This window comes from Streptomyces sp. NPDC025273 (genome assembly GCF_040638585.1).
GTDB classification, from domain to species: domain Bacteria; phylum Actinomycetota; class Actinomycetes; order Streptomycetales; family Streptomycetaceae; genus Streptomyces; species Streptomyces cinereorectus.
The window spans coordinates 112,569-126,467 of the sequence record NZ_JBEZYP010000017.1 but is presented as its reverse complement, the minus strand read 5'-3'; the positions used below and the strand labels follow the sequence as shown (position 1 = coordinate 126,467).

The 13,899-nt window shown below is 68.7% G+C and carries 11 protein-coding genes; 2 read left to right on the top strand and 9 right to left on the bottom strand.

Annotated elements, in window-relative coordinates:
- Window positions 1-165: 165 nt before the first annotated feature.
- The 7 genes from AB0F38_RS25200 to AB0F38_RS25170 all read right to left on the bottom strand — a co-directional run bounded on the left by AB0F38_RS25200 (window position 166) and on the right by AB0F38_RS25170 (window position 8,819).
- A complete protein-coding gene (locus AB0F38_RS25200) occupies window positions 166-369 on the bottom strand; it encodes a hypothetical protein (RefSeq protein WP_361897577.1) in 204 nt (67 codons plus the stop codon).
- 105 nt (window positions 370-474) lie between these two features.
- Window positions 475-1,443 (bottom strand): alpha/beta hydrolase, encoded by a 969-nt coding sequence (locus AB0F38_RS25195; RefSeq protein WP_361897574.1) that lies wholly within the window; start codon window positions 1,441-1,443, stop codon window positions 475-477.
- Window positions 1,440-1,970 (bottom strand): phage holin family protein, encoded by a 531-nt coding sequence (locus AB0F38_RS25190; protein WP_361897571.1) that lies wholly within the window; start codon window positions 1,968-1,970, stop codon window positions 1,440-1,442. The genes AB0F38_RS25195 and AB0F38_RS25190 overlap by 4 nt, the downstream gene beginning before the upstream one ends.
- A gap of 39 nt (window positions 1,971-2,009) precedes the next feature.
- Window positions 2,010-3,410 carry a Na+/H+ antiporter NhaA gene (gene nhaA / locus AB0F38_RS25185; protein WP_361897568.1) on the bottom strand — a complete coding sequence of 467 codons (1,401 nt, stop codon included), beginning with the start codon at window positions 3,408-3,410 and terminating at the stop codon, window positions 2,010-2,012.
- Between the two features lie 293 nt (window positions 3,411-3,703).
- Window positions 3,704-3,877: a hypothetical protein gene (locus AB0F38_RS25180; protein ID WP_361897566.1), complete on the bottom strand. Its 174-nt coding sequence runs from the start codon at window positions 3,875-3,877 to the stop codon at window positions 3,704-3,706.
- Between the two features lie 223 nt (window positions 3,878-4,100).
- Window positions 4,101-6,095, bottom strand: coding sequence for an acetate--CoA ligase (acs, locus tag AB0F38_RS25175; RefSeq protein ID WP_361897563.1), 1,995 nt, complete (start codon window positions 6,093-6,095; stop codon window positions 4,101-4,103).
- 159 nt (window positions 6,096-6,254) lie between these two features.
- On the bottom strand, window positions 6,255-8,819 hold the full coding sequence (locus AB0F38_RS25170) for a bifunctional SulP family inorganic anion transporter/carbonic anhydrase (RefSeq protein WP_361897560.1): 2,565 nt from the start codon (window positions 8,817-8,819) through the stop codon (window positions 6,255-6,257).
- Window positions 8,820-9,103: 284 nt separating this feature from the next.
- Between AB0F38_RS25170 and AB0F38_RS25165 the strand changes: the two genes are divergently transcribed.
- A complete protein-coding gene (locus AB0F38_RS25165; RefSeq protein ID WP_361897558.1) occupies window positions 9,104-10,414 on the top strand; it encodes a hypothetical protein in 1,311 nt (436 codons plus the stop codon).
- 79 nt (window positions 10,415-10,493) lie between these two features.
- Here AB0F38_RS25165 and AB0F38_RS25160 read toward each other — a convergent pair whose 3' ends face one another.
- A complete protein-coding gene (locus AB0F38_RS25160; protein ID WP_361897555.1) occupies window positions 10,494-11,489 on the bottom strand; it encodes an ATP-binding protein in 996 nt (331 codons plus the stop codon).
- A 102-nt stretch (window positions 11,490-11,591) separates the two neighbouring features.
- Between AB0F38_RS25160 and AB0F38_RS25155 the strand changes: the two genes are divergently transcribed.
- Complete coding sequence (locus AB0F38_RS25155; RefSeq protein WP_361897552.1) at window positions 11,592-12,416, top strand: oxidoreductase; 825 nt, start codon at window positions 11,592-11,594, stop codon at window positions 12,414-12,416.
- A 426-nt stretch (window positions 12,417-12,842) separates the two neighbouring features.
- Here the strand turns inward: AB0F38_RS25155 and AB0F38_RS25150 are convergent, their stop codons facing one another.
- Window positions 12,843-13,682, bottom strand: coding sequence for an HAD-IB family hydrolase (locus AB0F38_RS25150; RefSeq protein WP_361897550.1), 840 nt, complete (start codon window positions 13,680-13,682; stop codon window positions 12,843-12,845).
- Between the last annotated feature and the right edge of the window lie 217 nt (window positions 13,683-13,899).

Genomic DNA, 13,899 nt, shown 5'->3' with positions numbered 1-13,899 from the left:
GACCGCCTGCGACCACTGACCTTTCGAATTGATCATCCAGGCGCCGCGGCCGGGGACCTGCCGCCGCCCGACTGCTTCCGCACCGGGCTGCGGCGGGCGGACCACGCAGGACCCTGAGGTCTCAGGGGCTGAGGGGGGGCCGTGCGTGGCGTACCGGCCGACGTGTCATCCGCGGGGATGGCGCAGCCGCGCCGAGACCCAGCGGGCCCGGCGGTGGAGGATGCGCGGAATGCCCAGCCGGAGATCGTGAGAATCACTCGCATCGTGCACCTGGCTCACGGAGCCGCCCCCCTCATGAGTGCTCTGACCAGCGGAAGCGGTCGAGCGGTGGTTGCGTGCTGCGTCGTTGAAGTCGCGCGTCCAGCCCATACCCCGACGTCTGCCCGTGACCCAAGGTCGGTAATCGCGCGCGAGTCAGCCAATTGGCTTATGCGGCAGGCAATTGGCTGTTCGTCGGACACCTGTCCCCATCGGCTACCGGTCGGGCTCGGGATCCTTGAGCCAGTTGATGAGTTCGGTCGAGAAGCCCACCGGATCCTCCTCGTGGGGGAAGTGCCCCAGACCGTCGAAAAGTCGCCACCGGTACGGCGCCTCGACGTACTCGCCCGACCCCGCGGAACTACGGGTCCGGACAGCCGGGTCGAGCGAACCGTGCAGGTGCAGCGTAGGAACGCGCACCGGGCGCTTCATCCGGCGGTTGAACTGGACGCCGTCCGGACGGGCCAGGGAACGCACCATCCAGCGGTACGGCTCGATGGCGCAGTGCGCCGTCGACGGGATGCACATCGCGCGCCGGTAGACGTCCACCGTCTCGTCGTCGGGAAAATCCGGGGTGCGCGGCCCCGACCAGTCCCGGATGAGGCGGCCGACCAACGCCGCGTCGTCCGCCACGAGCTGGCGCTCCGGAACCCATGGACGCTGGAATCCCCAGATGTGCGAGCCGGCCCGGGACTGTGCGAAGTCGGAGAGCATCGAGGACCGCCAGCGACGCGGATGGGGCATCGAGGACACCACGAGCCGTCGCACCAGCTTCGGCCGCATGACCGCGGCCGTCCAGGCGAGATAGCCGCCCATGTCATGACCGACCAGCGCCGCGTCCGGCTCGCCGAGCGAGCGGATCACGCCGGTGACGTCGAGCGCCAGGTTGGCCGGGTCGTAGCCCCGGGGGGTGCGGTCGCTGCCGCCGACGCCGCGCAGGTCCATCGCGACCGCACGGAATCCGGCGTCGGCCAGTGCGGTCAGCTGGTGGCGCCAGGTCCACCAGAACTGCGGGAAGCCGTGCAGCAGCAGCACCAGCGGCCCGTCGCCGAGCTCGGCGATATGGAAGCGTGCACCGTTGGCGGCCACATCGCGGTGGGTCCAGGGGCCGTCGAGACGTACGGGACCGCCGGAACCGGCAGTCGGTCCCACCGGGCCGGGCGCGTTGACATCGGGGTCGGTCATGTGGACGAGCGTGCCACAGAGGCCGCCTTGTCCTGGACCGGACGGTTCTCGATGGCCTTGTCCGCGAGTGTGCTGCCCGGGGCCCGGCCGATCGCACCCTGGATGACGGCGGGGCGGGGGTGCGGCTTGACGCCCTGCAGGACCGCAGCGGTCTGCTTGGCCGAAGCGATGGACTTCTCCGGCGGCTTGACCTTCTTGAACTTCGCGATGGCGATCAGGGCGAGCAGGACCGCCAGCAGAATGAACGCCAGGCCCACGATTCCGAAGCACCAGGCCAGCCCCAGCCCCGACGTGTGAATCCAGTAGGCGGCCGCGAAGCTCAGCACGGGAAGCGAGAACAGGATCAGCACACCCGCGACGATGAACGCCACACTGCCGATCACACCGCGCTTGACGTCCTGGCGCACCTCGGCCTTGGCCAGGGCGATCTCGTCATGCACCAGCGCGGACATCTCAGCCGTGGCCGAGGCGAACAGCTGGCCGATACTACGGTCGGTGCTGCCCGCGTAGTTGCCGGGGTCGCTCATCCCTGACTCCCTCTCCTCTTGCGTACATCCGATGTCAGATCATGCCGGACTGTCCGGCTTGCCGCTCGCTGCCCCCGCCAGTTCGGCAAGGCGGCGATGCTCGGCCGCCTTCCTCTCGTATATCGCGGCCATGCGCAGGTGGTACTGCGGGTCGTCCTGCTCGTAGACGTCCGGCACACCCGATTCGTCCTCGTCGCGCTCCTCCGCCTCGTACAGGGCCCTGTATCTGCGTACCCGGAGTCTGAGCAGTACACCGGAGAGTACGGCGGCAATCAGGGATCCGAGCAGGACCGCGGCCTTGACCTCGTTGATCATGCCCTCGTCGCCCTCGAACGCGAGCTCCCCGATGAGCAGCGAAACGGTGAATCCGATCCCGGCGAGGGCGGCGACCGCGAAGACATCGGCCCAGGCGAGATCCTTGTTCAGCTCGGCCTTGGTGAAGCGCGCGACGAGCCAGGTGCCACCGAAGATCCCGATCGTCTTCCCGACGACCAGACCGAGAACCACACCGAGCGTTTCGGGCCGGGTGAAAACGCCGGCCAGGGCGTCGCCCTTGAGAGTGACACCGGCCGAGAAGAGTGCGAACAGCGGCACCGCGACGCCGGCCGACAGCGGGCGCACCAAGTGCTCGATGTGCTCACCGGGGGAGTGCGCCTCGCCCTCGCGCCGGGTGCAGCGGAGCATGAGGCCCATGGCGACACCGGCGATCGTGGCGTGGACACCGCTGTTGTACATCAGGCCCCAGATGACCAGGGCGAGCGGAACGTAGACGTACCAGCCACGGACCCCCGTGCGCAGCAGCGCGTAGAAGACCGCCAGGCAGAGGAAGGCTCCGCCGAGCGCCAGGAAGTCGATGTCCTCGGTGAAGAAGACCGCGATGATCAGGATCGCGAACAGGTCATCGACGACGGCCAGCGTGAGGAGGAACGCGCGCAGTGCCGCCGGCAGCGACGTGCCGATCACAGCGAGGACGGCGAGAGCGAACGCGATGTCGGTGGCGGTCGGAACGGCCCACCCTGCCGCGGAACCTCCGCCGAGCGCGGCGGTCAGCGCGTAGACGGCAGCGGGTACGGCCATCCCGCACAGGGCGGCGGCGACGGGCAGGGCCGCCGCCCTGGGGTCGCGCAGCTCGCCCGCGACCAGCTCGCGCTTGAGCTCGACGCCCGCGACGAAGAAGAAGACCGCGAGCAGGCCGTCTGCCGCCCAGTGGGCTACGGAGAGGTTGAGCCCCAGGGTCTCGGGACCGAAGTGGAAGTGGCTGACGGCCGCGTAGCCGGAGCCGAAGGTGTTCGCCCAGATCAGCGCGGCGACGGCCGCGACCAGCAGGATGATGCCGCCCACCGTCTCGGTGCGCAGGGCCTCGGCGACGTAGTTCCGCTCGGGCAGGGGCAGACGGCCGAGCAGGGTGCGGCGGGAGGGAGGGGGGACGGGCGCGGCCACGAGGGAGACCTCCGGGTCGGGTAAGGCTGCGACGGCATGGCGGATACACGTGCCGACCAGACTTCCCGGCGCCCCTGTGGAGTTCTCTTTGTGAAGTTGTCGTGACGCACTGACGTGCGTGGTGACGAAGCCCTCACTCTACCTGGGGCACCCGGGAACGGATCCGGACGCGCACCCGGCTCCGGAGTCCGCCGCCCGTCGACGCCGTCCGCTGACCAGCATCGTCCCCGGACGACCGAGGGGCACCCGGGGCGCCGCCAGGTGCCGTCGGAGCCTACGCGGAAGCGGCTGTGTCAGCCGGGCAGGCGCACGTCGTCCCACTTGGCGGTGGGCTCGGGCCGGACGCCGGTCTGGACGAGCGGACCGGAACGCTGCCCGGAGCAGCCGTCGCTTCCGGTTCGGCTGCGGGTGAGCCGGCGGCTGGACATGTCCGCGTCCACGATGGAGTCGGGGTTCCCGCCGATCATTCACGGCGGCTGACGCCGCGCACGAACGTCAGGGCGCAGCCCTCGCGGAACACCGCCCCTCCACCCGATGTCGTGACCACTCATTCAGGGGCCGTATCCGGGCGGGCTGACAACCGGCGCCCGGCCTCGTCGGCTGCGCGTTCCGTTCCTCCGCACGCATGGGGACAGTGACCCGAGCAGGACCGAAGCCCCGCACCAGGCGGAGGCTTCGGTCCTGCGGCTGCTATGCCGGGTCGGCGGGCTTCAGACTGTCGGCGATGCGTCGCACGCTGTCCGAATCCGTGAGTGTGGTGACGTCACCCAGCTCGCGGTTCTCGGCGACATCGCGCAGCAGGCGCCGCATGATCTTGCCGGATCGGGTCTTCGGCAGCTCGGCCACCGGGAGGACCCGCTTGGGCTTGGCGATCGGGCCGAGCGTGGCACCGACGTGGTTGCGCAGCTCCGCTACCAGCTCCTCGGAGGCGGTGGCCGTGCCGCGCAGGATCACGAACGCGACGATGGCCTGGCCGGTCGTCTCGTCGTTCGCGCCGACCACGGCCGCTTCGGCGACCGCCGGGTGCGATACGAGGGCCGACTCGACCTCGGTGGTCGAGATGTTGTGCCCGGACACGAGCATGACGTCGTCGACCCGGCCGAGCAGCCAGACGTCGCCGTCCTCGTCCTTCTTGGCGCCGTCGCCCGCGAAGTACTTGCCCTCGAAGCGGGACCAGTAGGTGTCGATGAAGCGCTGGTCGTCGCCCCAGATGGTGCGGAGCATCGACGGCCAGGGCTCGGTGAGGACGAGATAGCCGCCCCCGCCGTTCTGCACCTCGCGGGCCTCGTCGTCCACGACGGTCGCGGAGATACCGGGCAGGGCACGCTGCGCCGAGCCGGGCTTGGTCGCCGTGACTCCGGGGAGCGGCGAGATCATCATCGCGCCTGTCTCGGTCTGCCACCAGGTGTCGACGACCGGGCAGCTGTCGGCACCGATGTGCTTGCGGTACCACATCCAGGCCTCGGGGTTGATCGGCTCGCCGACCGAACCCAGGACCCGGAGCGACGACAGGTCGAACTTGGCGGGGATGTCGTCTCCCCACTTCATGAACGTACGGATCGCGGTCGGCGCGGTGTAGAGGATCGTGACGCCGTACTTCTGGACGATCTCCCAGAAGCGCCCCTGGTGCGGGGTGTCGGGCGTCCCCTCGTACATGACCTGGGTCGCGCCGTTGGCCAGCGGCCCGTAGACGATGTACGAGTGTCCCGTCACCCAGCCGATGTCGGCGGTGCACCAGTACACGTCCGACTCGGGCTTCAGGTCGAAGACCGCGTGGTGCGTGTACGCCGTCTGGGTGAGGTACCCGCCGGAGGTGTGCAGGATGCCCTTCGGCTTACCCGTGGTGCCCGAGGTGTAGAGGATGAAGAGAGGGTGCTCCGCCTCGAAGGCCTCGGGAGTGTGCTCGGCCGACTGCCGGGCCGTGATCTCGTGCCACCAGACGTCCCGGCCCTCGGTCCACGCGGTGTCCTGTCCGGTGCGCCGGACCACGAGGACGTGCTCGATGCTGTCGATGCGGGAGACGGCGTCGTCCACGGCCGGCTTGAGCGCGGAGGGCTTGCCCCGGCGGTAGCCGCCGTCCGCGGTGATGACGACCTTGGCGTCCGCGTCCTGGATGCGGGCGGCGATGGCGTCCGCGGAGAAGCCGCCGAAGACCACCGAGTGCGCGGCGCCGATGCGGGCGCAGGCCAGCATCGCGATCGCGGCCTCAGGGATCATCGGCAGATAGACGGCGACCCGGTCGCCCTTGCCGACTCCGAGCTCGGTGAGGGCGTTGGCGGCGCGCGAGACCTCGTCCTTCAGCTCCGCGTACGTGATCGCACGGCTGTCGCCCGGCTCGCCCTCGAAGTGGATGGCGACCCGGTCGCCGTGGCCCGCCTCGACATGGCGGTCCACGCAGTTGTACGCGACGTTGAGCGTGCCGTCCGCGAACCACTTCGCGAAGGGCGGGTTGCTCCAGTCGAGCGTCTCCGTCGGCTCCGTGGCCCAGGTCAGGCGACGGGCCTGCTCGGCCCAGAAACCCAGCCGGTCCGCATCGGCCTGCTCGTACGCCTCCACCGTCACGTTGGCGTTCGCGGCCAGATCGGCAGGCGGTGCGAACCGCCGCTCCTCCTTGAGCAGATTGGCCAGGCTTTCGTTGCTCACGACATCTCCCATTCCCAGGGTGTCCGTTGTGTCCCGGGTCATAGCTCATCAGTCCGCAGGCCGGGTGACAAGTGTCTGCCCGGAATTGGTTTAGACCTGTGTTTCGTGTATAGAAGCACAGCCCCCGCTTCCGCGAGCAGCGTGGTGCGTTGCTTGCGGAAGCGGGACCACAAGGTCTCACGGACCGGTGGCGCGTGTGGTTCAGGCGCCGACCACTGTGTCGGGGGCAGCGTGGCGGACTCCGGGGCCGCGGTACACACCGGATCGAACACTGGGGCCGGTATCGAACTCGCCGCCGAGCCGTGTGTCCGGTTCCGCGCCGGGTTCCGAGGCTGGGTCGACCCGGGCGAACACCTCGTCGGGGCCGGTACCTGAACTGGCTCCCTCGGCCAGCAGGTAGGCCTGGGCCTCGCCCACGTGGAAGTACATGCCGTGCAACTGCAACGTGCCCGCCGCGAGCCGCCGCGCCACCGAGTCGTGCGCCCGCAGGTGTTCCAGCTGCTGGACCACGTTGGTGAGGCAGAGCTGCTCCACGGCATCGGTGGGCAGCCGGCCGGAGATCCGCGCCCAGGAGTGGTGGCGCGAACCCATACGCTCCAGGCTCGGCAGGCCGTGCCGCAGCCAGCGCCACAGTGGGGTCCGGGGGGCCTCCGTCTCAGGTGCGGCGCCCAACAAGGCCTGCATGGCCCCGCACCCGGAGTGCCCGCAGACGGTGATGGACTCGACTTCCAGCACCTCCACCGCGTACTCGATCGCGGCGGCCACGGAGTCGTCGTTGCTCATCGCGCTCACTGTGTTCGGCGGCGGCACCAGATTGCCGACGTTCCGTACCGTGAAGAGGTCGCCGGGCCCACTCGCGGTGATCATGCTGGTGACCAGGCGGGAATCGGCACAGGTGATGAACAGCTGGGAAGGCTGTTGGCCCTCGGCCGCCAGCCGGGCCAACTCCTCGCGAACCAGAGGGGCGGTGGTGCGCTGAAAGGAGCTGAGGCCGCTGAGCAGCCTATGAGCGCCCTGCCGGTCGGCTCCAGCACCCGATGAGGCGGAGGGAGAGGCAACGGCAACCGCTGTGCCGGGGACCCCGGCCGCGTCGGCATGTCCGGCCTTGTCGTGGCAGTGGTGGTTGCGCCACGGTGTCCATGGACGACAACAGGAGTGGGCAGCTGACGGGGGCTCGCCGATCCGGCCGCCCGAGCGCCCGGTGAAGGCGATCCGTCCGCCCAGGGCCGTCTGGGCCGTACACCACTCCTGAATCGCCTCGTACGCCGCGTGGTCCATGAAGAAGCCGTCCAACTCGATGGTGGCATCGGCTCCTTGGGGCAGACGTCCGAGCAGTCGGCTGAGCCGGGGAACAGCCAGGAAGGTCAACTGCCCACGGACGGTCACCTGATACCTGCCGTCCTGCTCCGACACCGTGATCCGGGTGCGGGCCAGCCGGTGCAGGGCGACGCCCACCGCCACGACGATGCCGATCGCCACGCCCTCGAGGACGCCTGCGCCGATCACACCGGTGATCGTGGCCCCGTACACCAGGAACTCGCGATGTCTGTGGACGTTGCGGATGTGCGCGAAGCTGACCATCTGGATGCCGACGACCATCACCAGGGCAGCGAGCGCCGCCAACGGGATCCATTCGAGGGCCGTGACCAGCAGCACCGCGGCGATCAGCACCCAGACACCGTGCAGCACCGTGGAGGCGCGGCTCGTCGCCCCGGCTCGTACGTTCGCCGAACTGCGCACCGCTCCTCCGGAGACGGGGAGCCCGCCGAAGAGTCCGGCCAATGCGTTGGCGGCTCCCTGAGCGCGTAGCTCCCGGTCGAGATCGGCGCGCTTGACCGGTACGGGCGGCGTGGCTCCGTCCCTGTGCTGCACCGCCGTCCGGTCGGCGGTCAACTTGTCCACGGCGACGGAGGCGAGGAGGGATTCCAGACTCGCCACCAGCATGACCGTGAACATGGCGGTGGCCAGGGCGGCCACCGGGCCCTGAGGCAGCTCGGGCAGGGCGTGCGAGCGCCAGGAGGGCAGGTCGACCCGGGCGATACCCGGTGTCGCCACGGCGGCCACGGCCGTTGCGATGACGACTGCCGCGAGGGCGGCCGGAATCCGGCCGAGCGCCGATCCGATGCGTCCGGGCAGCCGTGGCCAGAGGACGAGAAGAGCGATGGTCAGCGCGCCGATGAGCGGTGCGGCCGGGCTGAGCTGCTCCAACAAATCAGGCAGAGTACGGACGTTGCTGAGAACGGAACTCTGGGGGGACCCGCCGAGCACAACGTGCAGCTGAGCGAGCGCGATGGCCACGCCGATGCCGGCGAGCGTGCCGTGCACGATGGCGGGGCTGACGGCGAGCGCCCCGCGGGCTGTTCTCAACGAGCCCAGCAGGATCTGCAGCAGGCCCGCGCCGATGGTGATCGCGCAGGTGGTGCGCCAGCCGTAGACCTGGATCAACTCGGCTGTGACCACGGTCAGCCCGGCTGAGGGACCGCTGACCTGGAGGGGTGTGCCGCCCAGCAGTCCGGCGACGATGCCGCCGATGACCGCGGAAACCAGTCCGGCTGCGAGTGGGGCATCCATGGCGACGGCGAGGCCGAGCGACATGGGGACGGCGATCAGGAAGACGGTGAGGGACGCGGACAGGTCGGCGCCCGAGATACGGAATCGGCGGCCGTTCCTGGGGGGCGGACTGTGCGGACGCTTGACTCCCGAGGCGCGGGGAGGGCGCGAACTGCGGGATGAACGGTCATTTCGAGTAGGGATGCAGGCAGACATGGTCCCGTCTCCTCCGGGGCAGCGCGGTCGCGGAATGTGAGTGACGCGGCCGTGGGTCACGGCGTGCAGCGGCGGGATTTCTCAACTCTCGGTAAATGAATCGTAATGGAGAGTAAAGGAAGGTGTCCATGTTTTCGAGCACATAGCGTATGCAGTCACTCATTCAAGTGAATAAGCATCTTTTATTCCATCTTGTCTTACTGGTTCCTCGCAACTGCGTGCGATGTTGACCGCGCCACGTCGGCACTTCAACGCACGACTCCTGCAAGGAAGAGGGTGGACGGATGATGGCCGCAACGAAGAGGATCGCCCTGGGCGCCGTGGCCACAGCGCTGATCGCCGGCCTGGCGGGCTGCTCCGGAATCGGCTCCGGCACCGGGAAGGAGGCGGCGCCGGGCAAGCAGGAGCACTCCCCGGCTGCAGCGCCCAAGGGTGCGGTCAAGCTCATCGGCGACGGGTCCACCGCCTTCACCGGAGCTCAGCCGAAACAACCCGTGGCGAAGCGCCTGAAGCCCGGTCAGAAGCCTCCGCAGTTCGTGGTGTTCTCCTGGGACGGCGCTGGGGAGGACAGTCAGAAGCTCTTCTCGCACTTCCGCGGAGTCGCGAAGAAGTACGACGCGAACATGACGTACTTCCTCAGCGGTGTGTACCTCCTCCCGGAGGACAGGAAGGCGCTCTACGCCCCGCCCCGGCATGCGGCGGGGCGCTCGGACATCGGCTTCAACGACACCGAGGGCATCCGTGACACCTTGGTGGAACTACGCGCCGCCTGGCTGGACGGCAACGAGATCGGCACCCACTTCAACGGGCACTTCTGCGGGCCGGACGGCGGCGTCGGGACCTGGTCGGTCGAGGAGTGGAAGAGCGAGATCGCCCAGGCGAAGGCCTTCGTGAAGAACTGGAAAACCAACTCCCCGGCGCTCAAGGCCGAAGCGCCGCTGCCCTTCGACTACGACCAGGAGCTGGTCGGCGCCCGCACCCCCTGCCTGGAGGGGCAGAAGAACATGGTCGCAGCTGCGCGGACCATGGGCTTCCGCTACGACTCCAGTGGTGTCGGCAACCAGGTCTGGCCTGCGAAGAAGGACGGTGTCTGGGACCTTCCCCTCCAGCTCGTCCCGGTCCCTGGCCGCGCCTTCGAGACGCTCTCGATGGACTACAACTTCATGTTCAACCAGTCCGGCACGACACAGGGGGACCCAGGTCGGCACGCCTACTGGGGCAACCAGATGAGGGACGGTCTGCTCCAGGCGTTCGACCGTGCCTACAACGGGAACCGTGCTCCGCTGATCATCGGTAACCATTTCGAGTCATGGAACGGTGGCACGTACATGCGTGCCGTCGAGGAGACCATCAAGACGGTGTGCACACAACAGGACGTGCGCTGTGTCTCCTTCCGGCAGTTGATCGACTGGCTCGACGCGCAGGGCCCGGCGACCCTCGCCAAGCTCGGAACGCTGAAGGTCGGACAGGAGCCCGAGCAGGGCTGGGCCGCCTTCCTGGCCGGTACGGCTCCCGGCAAGGCGGCAGGCAGCCCCGTGCCTGCGAGGCCGGCGGACCAGCCGGGAGCCAAGGGCGCGGACAGGAGCGCGGACTAGGCGTCACCGACCGGCTTCGGGCGTGCCGCCCGGCGCCGGCCTCGTGGCGTACCGGCTGGTCATGCAGCGAGCCGGCCGGTCAGGCAGGCTGGGTGGCGCCCGCGTGGGCGCAGTGCTCATTCAGTACGAACGCGGGGTCGACCTGGGCAGCCAGGTCGGCGCCCGTCTTCTCGTTGCCCCAGCTCTCGGCGTTCTTCAGATGGAAGTGCACCATCTGCTGCGTGTAGCGCTCCCAGTCGCGCTGCTCGTAGGAGTCCTCCGCAGCGTTCTGCAGAAGCTGCAGAGCCATCCGGTTGTCCGCCTCCAGCAGATCGAACGGGGCCGGCCTGCCCTTCTCCATGGTGCGGACCCAGCCCGACTGACCGATTCCGACCAGCAGGTCGTCGCCTACCTCCGCACGCAGGAAGTCGAGATCGTCCTTGCCCTGAACCTTGTTGCCGACCACTTTCAGGGCGACGCCGAAGTCCCGAGCGTATTCCTTGTACTGGCGGTAGACGGAGACGCCCTTCCTGGTCGGCTCGGCGACCAGGAACGTCATGTCGAACCGGGTGAACATCCCCGAGGCGAACGAGTCCGATCCCGCCGTCATGTCCACCACCACGTAGTCGTCCGGGCCGTCGACCAGGTGGTTGAGGCAGAGCTCCACCGCCCCGACCTTGGAGTGGTAGCAGGCCACCCCCAGATCGGACTCTGTGAACGGACCCGTGACCATCAGCCGGATGTCCCCGTCGTCCAGTCGCACCGTGCGCGCGCAGGCGTCGTAGACCGGGTTGTCCTCGCGGACGCGCAGCAGCCGTGAGCCCTCACCCGGCGGTGTCGTTTTGATCATCGTCTCGGTGGACGCGATGCGGGGGTTGGTGCCGCGCAGATACTCCTTGATGAGGGGCAGTTGCGCGCCCATGGCGGGCAGGGCGGCGGCTTCCGTCTCGTCGAGGCCGAGCGCGGCCCCGAGATGCTGGTTGATGTCGGCGTCCACCGCGACGACATGGGCTTCATTGGCAGCGAGGTGGCGGATGAAGAGCGAGGACAGCGTTGTCTTACCGCTGCCGCCCTTCCCCACGAAAGCGATCTTCATGTTCACCTAGGGTAGCGGGTTCATCGCTCAGTGCTGTCATGCTTGGTGAAGAAGGCCACTCCCCGGCGGTATCCGGACGGGGTGCGCGTAGCCTCCCTACCTATGAGTACGACTTCCTCGGACCCGCTTGCCGCCTTGGGTGCCCTTCCGGGGGTGACCGATGCGGTGGACTCCGTACGCAAGGCCGTGGACCGGGTCTACGGCCACCGGGTCATGCGGCGACGCAGCAATGAGGTCACCGCGGAGGCGGCCCTGCGTGGCGCCCGCGGTTCGGCGGCGCTGTCGGGCGCCGACTGGAATCTGGAGGAGGTGCGCCGACGCACCGACTTCAGTGGCGAGGCCGAGGCGCGCACCGTCGGGGCGGCCTTGAGGCTGACGGCGGAGGCGGGTCAACTGCTCTCCATCTGGAGACAGTCCCCGCTGCGGGTCCTGGCTCGGCTGCACCTGGTGGCGGCCGGTGGGGCGTCCCCTGACGATGCTGTCGGCCGGCCCCGGCTGGCGGGCGAACCGGTCGACGAACCGCTGGTCGAGGCGCCGCTTCCTGATGCACACGAGGTGGCGGGGCGACTTGAGGGGCTGTCGCAGCTGATCATCGCCGGGAGCGAGGCGCCGGCGCTGGTGATGGCCTCTGTCGTGCACGGTGAACTGCTGGCCCTGCGGCCCTTCGGCTCACACAACGGCCTGGTGGCCCGAACCGCCGAGCGCATCGTACTGATCGGCAGCGGGCTCGATCCGAAGTCGATCTGCCCTGCCGAGGTGGGGCATGCGGAACAGGGGCGAGCGGCCTACGTGGCGGCTTTCGAGGGCTATCTCTCGGGGAAGCCCGAGGGAATGGCTGCCTGGATCGAGCATTGCGGGCGCTCGGTGGAACTCGGAGTCAGGGAGTCGACGGCGGTCTGCGAGGCGCTGCAGCGCGGCGCCGCCTAGGCAGTGAGCGTCCCGGCGACCGAATGGGCGGCGCCGGAAAGGGGTGCGGCGGTACCGGATCCGGTACCGCCGCTGGCATGTCCGCCCAGTTACCAAGCGTCCTCGATATATGCCCATCAGGTCAGGTTCTTTGCCCGTCACCTGGTGCGGCTGGCCCGTAATCGACGGGTCGACGTCGCGTGGGTGCTCGACTTTCATGCACGGTCCGTGGGGCCGTCTGTGCGTGCAAGGGTGATCCTCTCGGATGTCCCTGGTCTCGCGGGCCGTTGAGTCCTTTGTACTCCAGGACCGGGGGTAGCGGAAGTCCTGGCCACACTCTTTTACTTTTGGGTTCAAAAGGTGCGAATCGCATGCTGCTGCGTGTGTTCGATCACACTGGCGCTGTCACGGAGGTCGGGCAGGCGCGCATCGGCCCGGCCCGCTGTGTCACGTGGTGACTGCGGCGGCGCGGCGACGGTTGGCGTACCAGACGAGCCCGGCTGTCACGGCCGCCGCACCCACTGCCGCGGCGGCCACGAGTGCCGGGCGCGGAGGCATGGAGAACGCAGGCAGTCGCTGCTTGAGGCGGACGGGGCGGTCGAAGGCGAGAATCGGCCATTCCCGGAGGACGGCCTCGCGCCTCAGCGCCCGGTCCGGGTTGACCGCATGCGGATGACCGACGGACTCCAGCATGGGCACGTCGGTGGCGGAGTCGCTGTAGGCGTAGCAGCGCGAAAGGTCGTACCCCTCCGAAACTGCGAGCGCCTTCACGGCTTCGGCCTTCGTGGGCCCGTAGGCGTAGTACTCGATCTCGCCTGTGAAGCAGCCGTCGTCGCCGACGACCATCCGGGTTGCTACGACCCGGTCGGCGCCGAGCAGTTCGCCGATCGGCTCGACGACTTCCGCTCCCGAGGTCGACACGATGACGACGTCGCGGCCGGCGGTGTGATGCTCCTCGATCAGGGTCGCCGCCTCGTCGTAGATGATCGGGTCGATCAGATCGTGCAGTGTCTCGGCGACGAGCTCCTTGACCTGCTGGACGTTCCATCCCTTGCAGAGCGCTGAGAGGTAGTCGCGCATCCGCTCCATCTGGTCGTGATCGGCGCCCCCGGCGAGGAACACGAACTGTGTGTACGCGGTGCGCAGTACGGCACGGCGGTTGATCAGCCCGCCTTGGTAGAAGGACTTGCTGAAGGTCAGTGTCGATGACTTCGCAATGACCGTCTTGTCCAGGTCAAAGAAGGCTGCTGTGCGCGGCGAGAAGCAGTTTTCCACAAAGGTGAGCATAGGGGCCCACCATTCGGCGTAAACCCCGGTGGGTGGGTTTGCCTGAGAGAGCGCTCGGGTACACCATGGAAGTCACGGATCGTTCGCGACCGTGCTAACCCGGTCCGACTCCTCCCCCCCCGAGTCGGCCGTGGGGACGACCCCCGCTCTCCCCCCCGGCGGGGGTCGTCGCATGTCCGGAACCGGTTCTGCCCTCCGGAACAATGGGCCTCCTTGG

Coding starts and splice junctions, on each gene's coding strand:
- AB0F38_RS25200 (WP_361897577.1), bottom strand. CDS start 369: ATGGGCTGGACGCGCGACTTCAACGACGCAGCACGCAACCACCGCTCG.
- AB0F38_RS25195 (WP_361897574.1), bottom strand. CDS start 1,443: ATGACCGACCCCGATGTCAACGCGCCCGGCCCGGTGGGACCGACTGCC.
- AB0F38_RS25190 (WP_361897571.1), bottom strand. CDS start 1,970: ATGAGCGACCCCGGCAACTACGCGGGCAGCACCGACCGTAGTATCGGC.
- AB0F38_RS25180 (WP_361897566.1), bottom strand. CDS start 3,877: ATGATCGGCGGGAACCCCGACTCCATCGTGGACGCGGACATGTCCAGC.
- acs (WP_361897563.1), bottom strand. CDS start 6,095: ATGACCCGGGACACAACGGACACCCTGGGAATGGGAGATGTCGTGAGC.
- AB0F38_RS25170 (WP_361897560.1), bottom strand. CDS start 8,819: ATGTCTGCCTGCATCCCTACTCGAAATGACCGTTCATCCCGCAGTTCG.
- AB0F38_RS25165 (WP_361897558.1), top strand. CDS start 9,104: ATGATGGCCGCAACGAAGAGGATCGCCCTGGGCGCCGTGGCCACAGCG.
- AB0F38_RS25160 (WP_361897555.1), bottom strand. CDS start 11,489: ATGAAGATCGCTTTCGTGGGGAAGGGCGGCAGCGGTAAGACAACGCTG.
- AB0F38_RS25155 (WP_361897552.1), top strand. CDS start 11,592: ATGAGTACGACTTCCTCGGACCCGCTTGCCGCCTTGGGTGCCCTTCCG.
- AB0F38_RS25150 (WP_361897550.1), bottom strand. CDS start 13,682: ATGCTCACCTTTGTGGAAAACTGCTTCTCGCCGCGCACAGCAGCCTTC.